The following is a 15792-nucleotide window of genomic DNA, read 5'->3' on the forward strand; positions in this document are numbered from 1 at the left end:
CATCTTCGCCGGGCTTCCACCGTCCGGCGGCATCGCCGGCCGATCCAGAAGGTAACGGTGTGCGACCAATCGACTACGACGGGGGTATCGACGAGGAGTCCCTGGACCCCGCCCTGGTGAACGGCTCCGGGAACGGCACCGTGGCGCGCTTCCAGCCGCCCCGACCGGTGCGTCGCCGACCGGCCCAGCCGGGCAACGGGCACGGCACGTCCGAGCATCCCGACATCGACTCCCCGTTCCTGGACCTGTTCGGCGCGGGCGGGCCGACCCGGCGCGGCGGCCAGGCCGGCGCGCCGCGGCAGCGCCCTGCCGAGCCCGCCGAGCCGTCGTCCGGAGTTTCCCCCGTCCGGCGGCCCGCGCCCTCCCCGCAACCCGGCAGCCCGGAGAGCCCACCGGCCGAGCCGAGCCGGGCCGCCACCACGGCCACGCCCGCCGCGCCCGCCAACGCTCCACGGGTGCCCGCGTACGTCAGCGAGGTGCCGGCGGAGGGGACCCGCCCGACCGCCGCCCCGCGCCCCGCCGCGCCACGCCCGGCCGCCGCGCCGCGCCCCGCCGCGCCGACCCGGCCACCCACGAACGGGGCGGCCGCCCCCGCCGTACCCCCCGCCACCCCGGCCCGGCCCGCCACCCCGGCCCGGCCCGCGACCGGGACCGGGACCGGGACGGGCGCTGGGACCGGCACATCCAACCCCGCAGCCGCCACGGCTTCGAGACCGCCGGCGGCCGCCGCGCCGCGCCCGGCGCCCGACTCGGGAGCTGCCGCGGCGCCACGCGCCGCGGCGGCGCGCCCGGCGCCGACGCAGCGGCCGGCACCGACACCAACGCCGGCCTCGGCGCCGGCCCGGGCGCAGCATGCCGCCGCGGACGAGCCGGAACCGGCGCGCGCGGCCCGGCAGCGGCAGCCCAGGCGGCAACGGACCAGCAAGCCGGTGACCGTGCGGCCGCCGAAGGTGAAGTTCGGCGACCGCGACCCCTCGGTGGAGCTGGCCATCACCGAGATCGCCGGCCACCTCACCTTCACCCCGAACACCGTCACCGCCTGGTACTGGCTGCCGGAGGTCCGCTGGGCGTTCCGGCCGGACGCCGAGCGCGAGGCGCTGCTGGCCGCCATCTCCGAGCAGTACGCGGGCCTCGCCGGCTTCCGCCTGCACCTGCGCCGCACCACCCGCCCGTTCCCGGCCGACGAATGGGCGCGCACGCTCGACGCCCACACCGCCCACCCGCTGCCCACAGTGGCCGGCGGCACCAGCTGGGCCGACCATCTGGTGGCCGCCCAGCGGCACCTGCTCTCGGTCAACCACGCGGAGGGGCAGACGTACCTCGGGGTGACCTTCGCCCGCCGCTCGATGGGCGACAACATGGCGGAGCGGCTGCTGCGCGCGTTCGGCCGCGGCGTCGCGGACACCGAGCGGCGCCGGCTGAGCCGTACGGTCGAACAGTTCGACGAGGTGCTCGGCGCGTTCGGCATGCGCGGCCGCCGGGTGTCGGCCGGTGAGCTGGAGTGGTTGCTCTACCGATCGGTCGCGCTCTGCATGGCGCCGCCGACGTCCCTGTCCCCGGTCTCCGGTGGCCGTTGGGAACGCGGCGACCTGCTGGCCCTTACCGAGCAGGTGGAGCGCTACCGCACCCCGTACGGGTCGACGGTCAAGCTGGTCAACCGGATGTCCGGCGAGGAGCGGCATGTGGCCGTGCTGGCCGTCGGCCGGATGGAGCCGCTGGAGATTCCCGAGCGGCACGAGCCATGGCTGCACTTCCACGAGCGGCTGCCGTGGCCCATGGAGCTGTCCAGCCGAATCGACCTGCTGGGCCCGGGTGACTCGTTCCGCAACCTGGAGCACCGGCTCCGGATGATCCGCTCCCAGCAGCTCGACTACGCGCAGCACGGCATGGACGCCCCACCGGAGCTGGAGCGGCTCGCCAAGCGGGCGCTGGTGATCGGCGACGAGATGACCACCGGGCTGCCGGTCGAGTCGGCCCGGGCGCACGGCTGGCACCGGATCGCGGTCGGCGGGCGCAACCGGGAGGAGTGCCTGGAGCGGGCCCGCCGGCTGATCCAGCTCTACTCGCGGGAACTCCGGATCTCGTTGCAGCACCCCAAGAACCAGGACTGGCTCGCCCGCGAGTTCATCCCGGGCGAGCCGGTAGCCAACACCGGGTACGTCCGCAGGATGCCGGTCAAGCTCCTGGCCGCGGCGCTCCCGCAGGCCGCGTCCACCGTGGGTGACCGGCGCGGCGACCTGATCGGCCGGACGGCCGGCACCTGCCGCCGCCCGGTCTTCCTCGATCTGCACTTCCCGATGGAGGTACGCGAGCGGTCCGGCCTGGCCGTCTTCGTGGCCGAGCCGGGCGGCGGCAAGTCCACCCTGCTCGGCGCCCTGGGTTATCTCGCGGCCCGGCGCGGCGTCCAGGTGACCCTGCTCGACCCGTCGGGTCCGCTGGCCCGGCTCTGCTCGATGCCGGAGCTGCGGCCGTACGCGCGGGTGCTCAACCTCACCGGCTCCGAGCAGGGGACGCTGGCGCCGTACTCGCTGATCCCGACGCCGCTGCGGACCGAATTCCCCACCGGGCCGGCCGGCGACCGCGAGTTCGACATCGCCATCTCCAACGCCCGGGCCGAGCGCCGGATGCTGGTGCAGGACATCTGCATGATGCTGGTGCCGCCCCAGGTGGCCCGCGAGGCGTCCACCGCCACGCTGCTGCGGCACGCGGTCCGGCAGGTGCCGGCCGAGGAGACGTCCCGGCTCGACGACGTGGTGGCCTGCCTGGCCGGGCTGGACGACCACGACGGCAAGGAGCTGGCCAACCTGCTCCTGGACACCGCCGAGATGCCGCTGGCGCTGCTGTTCTTCGGCCGGCCGCCGGAGGGCCTGCTCGGGGCCGACGCCGCGCTCACCGTGATCACCATGGCCGGGCTGCGGCTGCCCGACCTCAAGATCGAACGCGAGTACTGGTCGGCCGAGGAGGCCCTCGCGCTGCCGATGCTGCACACCGCGCACCGGCTCGCCGTACGCCGCTGCTATGGCGGCTCGATGTCGTCGCGGAAGCTGGTGGGGCTGGACGAGGCCCACTTCATGGAGGGCTGGCGCTCCGGCCGGTCGTTCCTGGTCCGGCTCGCCCGGGACTCCCGCAAGTGGAACCTCGCGGCCCTGGTCTCCTCGCAGAACCCGAAGGACATCCTCGGGCTCGACGTGCAAAACCTGGTCTCCACCGTCTTCGTGGGGCGGATCGCCGAGGACGAGGAGATTGCCTCGGAGGCGCTGCGACTACTGCGGGTGCCGGTGAACGACGGGTACGAGGCCACCCTGGCCTCGCTGTCCGCCGTGGACAGTTCCTCGGCCGACCGGCTCGGCTTCCGCGAGTTCGTCATGCGGGACGTGGACGGGCGGGTCCAGAAGGTCCGGGTCGACGTGTCGTACGTTCCCGGGCTGCTGCAACACCTCGACACCACCCCGGCCGCCGCGCCGGCATCCCCCGTGGCCGAACTGCCGGCCAGCATCAGCGATCCGGAGGCGTGACATGGCTCGGCGGGCCGTCGCGATGATCCTCGCCATCGGCGTACTGGCGCTGGGCTCGCTCGCCTGGTCGCTGCCCGGCGCCCGTCCCGCGGCCGCGGCCGCCAGCACGGGGTTGGCCGCCCGCGCGCCCGCCGACCTGTGCAAGACCACGAAGGAGTGGCAGGCCGACTTCCAGAGTTGCGTGAAGAAGCTCACCGACACGGGCAAGAAGACGGTCGAGTGCGCGGACCCGCCGGTGCCGAGCGCGCCCGACTCCGGGCTGGCCGGCTGGTTCGTCAGCCGTCCCGACTCGGCCAAGGAGCCCGGCCCGCAGGGCCTCTACAGCACCTACGGGTACGCGGGCTACGGCTACAGCACGTACGACGTGGACGGCGGCTGCGCCTCCTCGCTGATCCATCCGGACTACCGGTTCACCACCACCGTGGCCAACGGCGAATTCATGATGGCCACGTCGGTCATCGGCGCCTCCAACGCGCTCCGCGAGCGGGCCTGGGAGCCCAAGGAGATGTGGGGCTGGGCCGACCCGCTGGTCGAGCAGGCCACCAAGGCGGTCTACCAGAAGGTGTTCAGCGTCTTCGGCATCATCACGCTCTGCGTGGTGGGCCTCTACCTGATGTGGCGGTCCCGGCAGTCCGACATGAGCAACGCGATGACCACGGCCGGCTGGGCGCTGCTGGTGATGGTGGCCGTCACCGCGCTTGCGGCTTGGCCGGTGCGCTCGGCCAACCTGGCCGACGGCACGCTGGTGACCGCGCTCGGGGCCGTACACGATGCCGTGGGACCGCGCCCGCAGAACGTCCCGCCCGGCCAGTGCGATGACCCGACCCCCGGTGCTTGCAACGATCACCGGCCGCCCGCTGTGCGGGCCAGCGACACGGCCACCGAGACCATGCTCTACCGCAACTGGCTGCGCGGTGTGCTGGGCTCGGCCGACAGCGAGACCGCCCAAAAGTACGGCCGGGCGCTCTACGACGCCAGATCGCTGTCCTGGGAGGAAGCGGAAAAACTACGGAGCAATCCGGACACCCGGAAGGCGACCATCGACGCCAAGCAGCTCGAGTGGATGAAGGTAGCCGCGCAGATCCAGAAGGAGGACCCGGAGGCGTACGAGTACCTCCAGGGCACCAAGGACATGGAGCGGATCGGCGCCGGCTTCATCGCGCTGCTGGCCGCGGTGCTGTTCGCGCTGTTCGACCTGACCGCCTCGATCCTGGTGCTGCTCGGCTTCCTGATCTTCCGCTGGGCGGTGATCGCCGCGCCGGTCCTGGGCACCGTGGGCCTGCTCCGGCCGGCCAGCGCCGGACTGCGCCGGCTGGGCAACGCCGTGGTGGCGGCGCTGTTCAACATCGCCATCTTCGGCACCGGCGCGGCCATCTACCTGTTCGCGGTCGACCTGGTGATGAGCACGCCCACGCTGCCGGGCTGGCTGCAGGTGGTGCTGGTCGCGCTCTCCGGGGTGGTGGGCTGGCTGCTGCTCCGACCGTTCCAGCGGATCACCCAGCTCGGCGGCAAGGACCGCACCGAGGTGGTCATCCGGGAACGCTGGCACCAGCGCTTCATGCGCGACCTGCGGGATGCGGCCCGACCGCATGGCGAGCCGGACGATCGCCCGACGCCGCTCGAGCGGGCCCGCCGGGCGCTGCCTCAGCAGCCCAACCTGCGCCCCGAGGCCCGGCTGGAGGATCCGACCGGGACGACGCCCTCCCGGGCGGTCCGGGAGAGCAGCAGCCTGGAGCCGGCCGGGCCGGTGGCCCCGGCCGTCGGGGCGCCAGCGCCGGGTCACCGGGCGCCGGTGCCGCGGCGTCGGCAGCCGGCCGAGTGGACCGAGCCGGACGTGCCCGATGCGGTCCCGTCGTACTCGGTCTACCGGCCCGGCTCGACCGAGCCGGAACGGGAGCCGGAGAAGCGGCCGCGAATCCGCTCCGAGGCGAGGTGAGCCGGGATGCGCGCGGTGCAGCGGGTCATTGCCCTCCTGGTCGGCGGGGTGCTGCGGTCCCGGCTCGGCGCGGCCGTGGCGCTGGCCGTGGTGGTGCTCGGCATCGTGGGAGCGGCCCGGCTGGTGACCGGCCCGGATTCCCGGCCGGCCGTGGTGACGCAGCCGCAGCGGCCCATCGACACCCCCAGTGCCACCGAGGCCGACGATGGGCTGACGGTCGACGACCCGTCGCCCACCCCGCGCACCAGCCCGGGCGCGGAGCGGCCCGAGGCGGTGGCCCGAGCCTTCGCCACCGCCTGGCTCGACCGGAACCAGCCGGCCCAGCGGTGGCTCGCGGCCCTCACGCCCCGCGCCACTCCGGACCTCGCCGAGCGGCTGTCCGGGGTGGACCCGGCCGGCGTGCCGGCGCGGCGGCTCACCGGTGATCCGGTGCTGACCACCCGGACGGCCGACCTGACCGAGGTGACCCTGCCGGTGGACACCGGGACGCTGCGGCTACAGCTGGTGAGCGGGCACGGCGAGTGGCGGGTGGCCGAGGTCGACTGGGAGCGGTCGTGATCGGCCCGGACCCCGCGCCGGCGCGCCGGCGCCGCGGCCGGCTCCGGCTCGTGCCGCTGACCGTCTCGGTCACCGTGGCGCTTGCCCTGTTGTGCTGCGTGGGCGGCGCTGCGGCGTTCATGCTGACCTCGCTGGGCGGCGCGAAGGACCCGACCATGACCCTGGCCGGCGACGCGTGCGGGCAGGGGGCGCCGCTGGCGCCCGACGCCGCGGCCATGCCGCGGATGGAAACCTTCGGCCCAAGCCAGCTGCGGAACGCGGCCGTGATCATCGCGGTCGGCCGGCAGCTGCGGGTGCCGCCGCGCGGCTGGGTGATCGCGGTGGCCACGGCCATCCAGGAGTCCCGGCTGTCCAACCTGCCCTATCTGGGCGCGGGCAACGACCACGACTCGCTCGGGCTGTTCCAGCAGCGACCCAGTCAGGGCTGGGGAACGCCCGCCCAGGTGCGGGATCCGGCCTACGCGGCCCGCAAGTTCTACGAGCGGCTGGTCCGGGTCAAGGGCTGGGAGAGTCTCCCCCTCACCGACGCGGCGCAGCGGGTGCAGCGCAGCGCCTTCCCGAACGCCTACGCCAAGCACGAGCCGGCGGCCACCGACATCGTGAACCGGCTGGCCAACGGCGCGGCCCGGGCCATCGGAGCGGCCGTCAACCCCCGGTGCGCCACGGCCACCGAGATCACCGCCTCCGGCTGGACCCTCCCGGTGCATGCCAAGGTCGGCTCGGGTTTCCGCACGGCCGACCGGCCGACACACAATGGGGTGGACCTCATCGTGGACCGGTTCACCGAGATCCACGCGGCCGCCTCCGGCCGGGTGCTGGTGGCCCGCTGCGATCCCGACCACCAGGGCCGGCGCAACTGCGACGTGGACGGATATCCGGGCAAGGGCGGCTGCGGCTGGTTCGTCGACATCCTGCACGCCGGCGGGGTGATCACCCGGTACTGCCACATGGTGCAGGCGCCGTTCGTCCGGCCCGGCCAGCTGGTCCGGGCCGGCGACGTGATCGGCAAGGTCGGTACGAGCGGCAACTCGTCCGGCCCGCATCTGCACTTCGAGGTGCATCTGAACGGCATCCGGGCCTGGGCCGGCGGGATCGACCCGGTGCCCTTCATGCGCGACCGCGGCGTGCCGCTCGGTGGCGCGGCATGATCCGGCGCGCGGCGCGATGAGCCGGGAGCCGCTGCCCGACCCGTTCGCGGGCGAGCCGGACTGGGCCCCGCTGCCGCCCCGGCCCATCCTGCTGGCACCGGCCACCGAGCGGCTCGACCTGCGCGGCCGGCGGATCCGGGTGGGCCTGCCCGGCCTCGGCTGGCGGGCCGACCTGCGCGCCGACGACCGGGTAGTGCAGGGCAGCCGCACCTACGTGCCGGTCATCCCCGAGCACGAGTGGTACCGGGCCGAGGCCGAACAGACCGAGGTCTTCGCCCCGCTGGTGCCGGCCGAACGGGTCTGGGTCGAGCTGCTCGGCGAGCGCGGGCAGCCGGCGCCGGCCCGCGCCGACGTGCTGGCCCGGCTCGTCTCGCTGGACGCGCCCGCGCATCCCGGGCCGCTGCCGGTGGTGGAGGCCGATGCCGTCACCGGCCGCCGGGTGGTCCAGGTGGTGGATGGGGTGGAACGCCGCGATCTGCGGGCGGTCACCGAGCTGCACACCAGCGCCGAGGGCGACATCTGCGTCCGGGTCAGCACCGAGGTCGACTGGTATCGCTGGGCCTGGAGCGGGCAGTCGCCGAAGACCCAGGAGGTGCCGGTGCACCTGCTCTGGCTCGAGTAGCTCAGCCCACCCGCTCGGCTCCACAGACCCGCCAGCCGTCCTCTCTCATCATGGCGAACTTCCACTCTTCGGTTCTTCGGCTCCGTGGTTCCCCATTAGCGAAGCTGGCGATCGTTAATGTGGCCTGAACAGCGGCCCTAGATGCGCTACGCGATACACTTAGCGCGCCCCAGGATGCGTGGACGACAACATGAAATTGTGCCTCACGCTTCTCCATTTCGGCTCTTAAGGACTCGATTGGACCGAGGGTCTTCCCGGTCGAACATTGAAACTCCTGCGCGCGTGCGTCGTTCCGGTCCACCAGGAACGCTCGCAAGTAGTTGTCGACGGTGACGTCGGGTTCGCTGCGATCGATGGTCGTGGCGCGGTCGTACCAGACGAAGAAGGCGCCGCTGCCGGCCAGCAGCAGCGCGAGCAGCGCCCCGACCAGCACCCAGAGCAGCCGCCGCACCGGCCGGCGCGGCCTGGCCGGCCGTACCGTCTGCTGTGGACCGTGCGGAGCGGTGCCGGGTGCGACCGGTCCAAGCGCGCCGAAGCCGGCCGGCGGCGGTGGCGGCCCCACCACGCCGGGCCCGGCGGGCGGCGCCACCGGCCCGACCGGCGGGACCGTCGGGGGCGCCACCCCGGCAACCCCCGCCGAGGGCGCCGATCCGGCCAGATCCGCCGGCGGCGCCGATCCGGCCAGATCCGCCCGGGGCGCCGATCCGGCCAGGTTCGCCGGGGGCGCCGACCCGGCGGCGCGCGCCGGGAGGTCCGGACCGGCGAGAACATCCGAGGCCGGAGCCGCGGCCGGCGGGCGGACCTCGACCCCGGGCTCGACGGCCTCGGCGGGCTCCGGCGCCTCCGGCTCGGGACGGCCGCGCTGGGCCGGTACGCGAGAGGTCCGGGAATCGGCGGGTGGCTGCACTGATTCCACCTCCTGAGGCTATCGGCCCGGATGCGGCGGCCCAATAGCCGCAGATCTCGGTTCCATCACCTGTCGTGAACGGAGGGTGACGCAGCGCCCGCGCCGGGCGCGCCGCCACGCGCGGGACGGACACCGCGACGAACGCCGGGGACGCTCTACGAACCCCGGCACACCGCGACGAACGCCAGGAACGCCGCACGAACCCCGGGGACGCCGTACGAACGCCGGAGACACCCTACGAACCCCGGGGACGCCGCGACGAACCCCGGGGACGCCGTATGCACCCCGGGGACGCCGTACCAACCCCGGGGACGCCGCGACGGACGCCGGGACGCCGCTGGCGCTCGGCGCAGTGCAGCAGCCCGACCGTCACGGGAACGCCACTGGCGCATCACCCAAGGTGGACCGCCGGAGCATCGTGATCGCTCAGGGTGATCGCGGCCGGACCCGCCGCGCGGACGGCAACGTATCTCCCGGAAAGTGGTCCCGACCTGGGTTACCGTCGGGGTCCCGGGATGAGGTCCGCCCAGTCGGCCCATCGGGAAAGGCGGATTCGGTTGGCCAGCTTGAAGGCGCGTACCAGTCGGGCGGCCGCACTGCACCGGCAGGCCGCCGCCACGGCGGACGCGGTCGGTACGGCGCTGGACGCCGCCCCGTCGCCCCCGCCCGACGACCGCGAGCAGCGCGACCTGGCCGACCTGCTGACCGCGGCGGCCGCCGCGCTGGTGCCGGGCTGGCTCGGCGCCCCGCTCACGGCCAATTCCACGCACCCGCTTCCGGACGGCGACCAACCGCCGCGGTACGTCCGGATCGGCACGGCCGAACCGCTCGCCGGCGTGTGCTTCCCGGCCGTCGTGCCGCTGCTCGGCGCCGGGCACCTGGTGCTCGACCGCGATGCCCGGGATCCGCGGGTGGCGGCCCTGCTACGGGCGCTGCTGCTCCGGCTGCTCGCGGCCGCGCCCGCGGGCTCCCTGCTGGTACGCGGCATCGCCGGCGAAGGCGCCGCCGAGGTGTTCGCGCCGTTCGCCCCGCTGGCCGACGCGGGTCTGCTGCCACCGCCGGCCACCGACCGGGCCGGGGCGCTCACCGTGCTGGCCGAGGCGGAGCGCTGGGTACGCCCGGACCGCCCGGGCGGCCGTGATCGGCGGCGGGAACGCGTCCTGCTGGTGGTGGTGGCCGGCCTGCCCGAGCCGGTCGAGCCGGAAGATCTGGCCCGGCTCCGCGCCCTGGCCGAGGGTGGCGTCGCGGCCGGGCTGCACCTGATCGTCGCCGGCTGGCCAACCGAACCGGCCAACCCGGCCGCCGCATCCGATCGCGCAGCATCGGCGCCGGCCGATACACCGACGCCGGCCGCCACACCGACGCCGGCGACAGCGCCGACGTCGCCCCTCGCGCCGACGCCGGCGGCGGCATCGGCGCCGGGGCTACCCGCGCCGGCCGCAGCAGCCGACCGGACGGACCGGGCAGCCGACCGGATGGACCGGGCAGCCGACCGGATGGACCGGGCCGTTGTGGCCGAGCGCCGAACCGTGGCCGGGCCCGTCGGCCGAGTCGAACCGGTGGTGCCGGTGGCACGGGTCGGACCGGCCGTGCCGGCCGTTCGCGTCGACCGGTCCGGGCGGACGCCGGCGAGCGACACGGCCGTGCGGCTGGCGACCGAACCGGCGGCCCGGGCCGGCGTGCTGGCTCCGTTTCCGCTGTCCCGCACCGCCGGGCCCGCGCGCGAGGACGCGGCCCGGGACCAGGCCGCGCCGCCCGCGGCAGCCCGGAACGGCATGGCCGGGGAGCAGCCAGCCGGGGACGGCCGGGACACCGCTGCGGAGAACGGCAGGGCTCGCGGCGCGCGGGGCCGGCTGGCCCCGCCCGGCATGCCGGCCCCGGTGGTCCCGGCCGGACCGGCGACCGGGCCCGCGTCCCGGTCGACCACCGCCGGCTCGGGCCTGGCCGAGGCCACGATGATCGAGGTACGCGAGACGTACGCGCTGGTGGGCGACCCACCCGGGGCCTCGTTCGGCGGTCGCGGGCCGCTGCCCTCCTCGAGCGGACTGAATGCCCCGGTGCTGCTCGACCCGGACCCGCCCGCGGAGCTCGTCGACCGGGTGTGCCGGGAGCTGGCCCGGCGGTTCGCGGTGGGCTGCCGGCCCCGGCTTGCCGACCTGCTGCCGGACGGCCGGGAGTACTGGACCGAGGATGCCGGCGACGGGCTCACCACCGTGGTGGGCTACGACGGCGACACGCCGGTCACGCTCCGGTTCGCGGAGCTGACCCCGCACTGGCTGATCGCCGGCCGGCCGGGTGCGGGCAGCAGCGCGTTCCTGGCCAACGTGCTGCACGGGCTCTGCGCCCGCTACCGGCCGGAGTCCCTGGCCATCCACCTGCTCTCGGTACGCCCCGGTCCGGCGTTCGGCGAGTTCCTGCCCACCGGACAGGACCGCTCCTGGCTGCCGCACGTCCGCACGGCGGGCGTGGCCGCGGACCGGGAGTACGCGCTGACGTTGCTGCGCGAACTGGACGCCGAGCTGGACCGGCGGGCGGTGGCGTTCGAGCGGGCCGGGGCGACGCGGCTGGCCGGGATGCCGGAGCCGGACCGGCCGCCGCGGGTCCTGTGCGTCATCGAGGGCGCGCCGGTGCTGCTGGCTGAGCCGGACCGGATGGGCCGGGAGACGCTCCGGCTGCTCGAGTCCGTCGCGCGGCGCGGACGGGCGTACGGGGTTCACCTCGTGCTGGTGGGCCGGTCCACGGAACTCGGCGTCGGGGCGTACCCGGACGCGCTGCGGGGCCAGTTCCCGGTCCGGGTGGCCCTGCCCGGCGGTGGTGACGTGCTGCAGCCGACGAACGACTCGGCCGCCGGCCTTCCGGTGGGCACGGCCGTGGTGAACACCGCCGGCGGCCTCGGCGGACCGCGCGGCGCGACCCGCGGGCACGAGCGGACCGTAGGGTTTCCGGACCCGGCCGCCGACGAGGCGGACCGGAACGAGCTGCGGAACCGGCTCTGGCTGGCTCGCCCGGTGCCGGAGCCGCCGCTGGTCTTCGACGGCGCGGCCGCGATGACCCTCGACGCGGACCCGACCTACCGGGCCGTGCTCACGGCGGGCTCGGGTCCGCCGGTCGCGCTGCTGGGCCGGGCCGTGGATGCCACCACAGGGACCGCCACGTTCGCCCTCGACGACGCGCCCGGACGGCATCTGGCGGTGGTGGGCCGGTCGGCGGCGGGCGCCGAGGTGCTCGCCGCGGCCGCCCGGAGCGTGTCCGCGGCCCACCCGCCGGGCGAGGCCCGGTTCGTCGTGGCGGCCCTCGTACCCGAGGCCGAGACGCCGGCCGCCGAGCTGGTGGCGGCGCTGCGGCCCCGGCACGAGGTGCTGCCGACGGACGCGCCGGGCCTGGCCGCGGCGCTCGCCGACGGCCGGCCCGGCTACCTGGTGGTCTTCGGGATGGACGCGGCCGGCCCGGCCGACCTGCCGCCCGAGGTGACCCGGACCGCGCTGCGGGCCGGTCCGGCCCGCGGGATGCACCTGCTGTCCTGGTGGCGGCGGACCCGCCGGCTGGTGGAGCTGGCCGGTGACGGGTCGCTGGCCGAGTACGTCGCCGGGATCCTGCTGTTGGACCTGCCTCCCATCGAGGCCGAGTACCTGCTGGGGCGGGAGGCCGACTGGAGGCCCCGGCCCGGTCGCGCCACGCTCGCCGACCGGAGCACCGGCGATGTACGGCTGATCGTTCCGTTCGGTGGGGGCGTGCGATGACCGACGATGCCTGGCAGCGGTACGTGGCGGCGGCTCAGCGTCTGGCCGCGGTGCGACGCGGGACGGCCGCGGTGGCCGACGAGCGGTCTCGGACGCTGGGCACGACCCGGGACCGGCTGGCGGAGGTGCGGGAACGGCTGGCGCCACAGCGGTCCCGGCTGCGGGCGCTCGGCGTACCGGAGGTCGATCTTGTGCCGTCCCCGCCGGAGGCCGCGGTGGCCGCGCGGGCGGCGGGCCGGGATCCGGGCGACTGGTCGGCGGCGCTGCGCCAGGCCGGCGCCAGCGCGGACAGCGCCGATGCCCTGCTCGGCGGCCCTGCCTGGGGCGCCGGTCGGCTGCCCGCGTGGTTGGGCCGGATCAGCCCGCGCCGGCTCGGCGCGGTGCTGGCGGCGCTGCTGGTCGCCGTGGCGGCCACGGTGGGTCTGCTGGTGCAGCTGCTCGGCTGAGGGGTTCGGGTCTCCCGAGCGCCGCGCCAGCCCGCGGGCCGCGGCCGCCAGCAGCCCGGCCGGGTCGCCAGCAATCCCCGCCGCGGCCGTCAGCAGCCCGGCAGTCAGCCGTGCCGGATCAGGCTGAGCGCCTCGGCCCGGGACTTCGCGTCGCGTTGCAGCACGCCGCGTACGGCCGAGGTGATGGTCCGGGCGCCGGACTTCTGGATGCCGCGCATGGCCATGCACATGTGCTCGCATTCGAGCACCGCCACCACGCCGCGCGGCGCCAGCTTGGCCATCAGCAGGTCGGCGATCTGGGTGGTGAGCCGCTCCTGGACCTGGGGGCGGCGGGCCAGCACCTCGACGAGCCGGGCCAGCTTCGACAGCCCGGTGATCCGGCCGTCCGGCCCGGGGATGTAGCCGATGTGCGCCACCCCGTGGAACGGCAGCAGGTGATGCTCGCAGAAGCTCATCACGTCGATGTCCCGGACCACCACGAGCTCCTCGTGGTTGGCCTCGAAGGTGGTGCTGAGCACCTGCGCCGGATCGACCCGCAGCCCGGCGAACAGCTCGGCGTACGCCCGGGCCACCCGCGCCGGGGTCTCCCGCAGGCCGTCCCGGTCCGGATCCTCGCCGATCCCCAGCAGGATCTCCCGGACGGCCTTCTCGATCCGGGCCAGGTCGACGACCTGCTCGACCGGCTGGCCGGTGAGCCGGCCGTTGATCAGTCGGGCCGCGAGGAAGTCCAACGAGTCGTCGCCGTCCGGCTCCGTGGCGGAGCCGGACGGCGAGACCGGTTCGTTTCCCGCGGCCTCGTCAGCCGCGGCACTCAGCGGGACCCGTCCGGGTTCTGCGGGGTTCCCCCACCGACCGTGGCCTCGGCGCCGTCGGCCTGCGCCTGCGCCTTCAGCTTGTCCCGCTCGCTCGGGGTGAGCACGGGCGGCTCGGTGGACGGCTGCCGCTTGCCGAAGCCGTTGTAAGGGGCCATCGGCGGCCGCTTCACCACCCGGGAGCAGATCCGGGCCATGTCGGTGGTGGAGAGGGTCTCCTTCTCCATCAGCTCCAGCACGAGGCTGTCGAGGACGTCCCGGTATTCCACCAGGATCTCCCAGGCCTCGTCGTGGGCCAGTTCGATCAGCGCCCGCATCTCACCGTCGATCTCGGCGGCCACCGCGTCCGAGTAGTCCCGCTCGTGGCCCATGTTGCGGCCGAGGAACGGCTCGTCACCCGCGGTGCCGTACTTGATCGCGCCGAGCTTGGAGCTCATGCCGTACTGCGTGATCATCGCCCGGGCCAGCTGAGTGGCCTTCTCGATGTCGTTGCCGGCCCCGGTCGTCGGCTCGTGGAAGACCAGCTCCTCCGCGGCCCGGCCGCCCAGCGCGTACGCCAGGGTGTCGATCATCTCGGCCCGGGTCTGCGTGTACTTGTCCTCGGTGGGCAGCGTGAGCGTGTGCCCGAGGGACCGGCCGCGGGACAGGATCGTCACCTTGTGCACCGGCGCCGAGTGCGGCAGCGCCCAGGCGACCAGCGCGTGGCCGCCCTCGTGGTACGCGGTGATCTTCTTCTCGTGGTCGCTCATCACCCGGGTCCGCCGCTGCGGGCCGGCGATGACCCGGTCGATGGACTCCTCGAGCGCCTCGTTGGAGATCGCCCGCTTCTCCACCCGAGCGGTCAGCAGGGCCGCCTCGTTGATCACGTTGGCCAGGTCGGCGCCGCTGAAGCCGGGGGTGCGCCGGGCCACCGAGTCGAGGTCCACGTCCGGGGTGAACGGCTTGCCCTTGGCGTGCACCCGGAGGATCGCCTTGCGCCCCTCCATGTCGGGCGCGTCCACCGGGATCTGCCGGTCGAACCGGCCGGGCCGCAGCAGCGCCGGGTCGAGGATGTCGGGCCGGTTGGTGGCGGCGATGAGGATGACGCCACCCTTGGTGTCGAAGCCGTCCATCTCGACCAGCAGCTGGTTGAGGGTCTGCTCGCGCTCGTCGTGCCCGCCGCCCATGCCGGCGCCGCGGTGCCGGCCGACCGCGTCGATCTCGTCGACGAAGACGATGGCCGGGGCGTTCGACTTGGCCTGCTCGAACAGGTCGCGGACCCGGCTGGCGCCGACACCCACGAACATCTCGACGAAGTCCGAACCGGAGATCGAATAGAACGGCACGCCGGCCTCGCCCGCGACCGCCCGGGCCAGCAGGGTCTTACCGGTGCCGGGCGGGCCGAACAGCAGGACGCCCTTGGGGATCTTGGCGCCGAGGGCCTGGTATTTGGCCGGGTTCTGCAGGAAGTCCTTGATCTCGTGCAGTTCCTCGACGGCCTCGTCCGCGCCGGCCACGTCGGCGAAGGTGGTCTTCGGCGTGTCCTTGGTGATCATCTTGGCCTTGGACTTGCCGAAGTTGAGCACCCGGGAGCCGCCGCCCTGCATCTGCGACATGAAGAACAGCAGCAGGATCACCAGGATGGCGATCGGCACCAGGTTGATCAGCAGGCTGACGAAGACGTTGTCCCCGGTGACCTCGGTGTCCACCGGACCGGTGATCCGGTTGTTGGCCTTGGCGTCCTTGATCTGGTCCCAGATCTGGCTGCCGACCGAGTAGGGGAACTGCGTCTGGATCTTGTCAGTCTCCGTGCCGTCGAACTTGGCCGGCTGAGCCAGATCGATCTTGAGGGTCTGTTCCTTGTCCTGGAAGACGACCTTGTCGATCTTGGCAGTGTTCAGCTGGTCGAGCGCGATCGACGTGTCGACCTTGTGGTAGCTCGGACCACCGGTGAACAACTGGGTGAGCGCGACCGCGCCGATGATCACCAGGATGATCCAGACCAGCGGCCGGCGGAAGAAACGCGTACGTTCCATACTGTTGTCGAGCGCCGTGCGCCCGGACCCTCCTGATCGACGTCCTGACCGTCTGGTTGAATGTCGCCGCCGGAGCGACGGCCGAGGCCGCTC

Annotated in this window: 10 protein-coding genes; 7 read left to right on the plus strand and 3 right to left on the minus strand. The window is 74.4% G+C overall.

Features of this window, described 5'->3' with window-relative positions; all coding sequences use genetic code 11:
- Nucleotides 1-59: 59 nt before the first annotated feature.
- Genes ACFFHU_RS28645 through ACFFHU_RS28665 form a run of 5 tightly spaced genes read left to right on the plus strand, consistent with a single transcriptional unit; the run spans nt 60 to nt 7779 of the window.
- On the plus strand, nt 60-3515 hold the full coding sequence (locus ACFFHU_RS28645; RefSeq protein ID WP_446686807.1) for an ATP-binding protein: 3456 nt from the start codon (nt 60-62) through the stop codon (nt 3513-3515).
- 1 nt (nt 3516) lies between these two features.
- Nucleotides 3517-5451: an MFS transporter gene (locus tag ACFFHU_RS28650; protein ID WP_377343554.1), complete on the plus strand. Its 1935-nt coding sequence runs from the start codon at nt 3517-3519 to the stop codon at nt 5449-5451.
- Between the two features lie 6 nt (nt 5452-5457).
- Entirely contained in the window at nt 5458-6009 is a 552-nt protein-coding gene (locus tag ACFFHU_RS28655) for a hypothetical protein (protein WP_377343555.1), read from the plus strand.
- Nucleotides 6009-7157 carry a M23 family metallopeptidase gene (locus tag ACFFHU_RS28660; protein WP_446686808.1) on the plus strand — a complete coding sequence of 383 codons (1149 nt, stop codon included), beginning with the start codon at nt 6009-6011 and terminating at the stop codon, nt 7155-7157. The genes ACFFHU_RS28655 and ACFFHU_RS28660 overlap by 1 nt, the downstream gene beginning before the upstream one ends.
- Before the next feature lie 16 nt (nt 7158-7173).
- On the plus strand, nt 7174-7779 hold the full coding sequence (locus ACFFHU_RS28665; protein WP_377343652.1) for a hypothetical protein: 606 nt from the start codon (nt 7174-7176) through the stop codon (nt 7777-7779).
- Between the two features lies 1 nt (nt 7780).
- Here the strand turns inward: ACFFHU_RS28665 and ACFFHU_RS28670 are convergent, their stop codons facing one another.
- Nucleotides 7781-8695, minus strand: coding sequence for a hypothetical protein (locus ACFFHU_RS28670; RefSeq protein WP_377343558.1), 915 nt, complete (start codon nt 8693-8695; stop codon nt 7781-7783).
- A 548-nt stretch (nt 8696-9243) separates the two neighbouring features.
- Here ACFFHU_RS28670 and ACFFHU_RS28675 point away from each other — a divergent pair.
- Entirely contained in the window at nt 9244-12426 is a 3183-nt protein-coding gene (locus ACFFHU_RS28675; protein WP_377343560.1) for an FtsK/SpoIIIE domain-containing protein, read from the plus strand.
- Nucleotides 12423-12872 carry a hypothetical protein gene (locus tag ACFFHU_RS28680; RefSeq protein WP_377343561.1) on the plus strand — a complete coding sequence of 150 codons (450 nt, stop codon included), beginning with the start codon at nt 12423-12425 and terminating at the stop codon, nt 12870-12872. Before ACFFHU_RS28675 ends, ACFFHU_RS28680 begins: the two co-directional genes overlap by 4 nt.
- A 104-nt stretch (nt 12873-12976) precedes the next feature.
- Here ACFFHU_RS28680 and folE read toward each other — a convergent pair whose 3' ends face one another.
- Together folE and ftsH are read right to left on the minus strand one after the other, a co-directional pair.
- A complete protein-coding gene (folE, locus tag ACFFHU_RS28685; RefSeq protein WP_377343562.1) occupies nt 12977-13603 on the minus strand; it encodes a GTP cyclohydrolase I FolE in 627 nt (208 codons plus the stop codon).
- An 80-nt stretch (nt 13604-13683) separates the two neighbouring features.
- A complete protein-coding gene (ftsH, locus tag ACFFHU_RS28690) occupies nt 13684-15699 on the minus strand; it encodes an ATP-dependent zinc metalloprotease FtsH (protein ID WP_377343564.1) in 2016 nt (671 codons plus the stop codon).
- Nucleotides 15700-15792 lie beyond the last annotated feature (93 nt).

This window comes from Plantactinospora siamensis, assembly GCF_042434095.1.
GTDB lineage: Bacteria > Actinomycetota > Actinomycetes > Mycobacteriales > Micromonosporaceae > KBS50.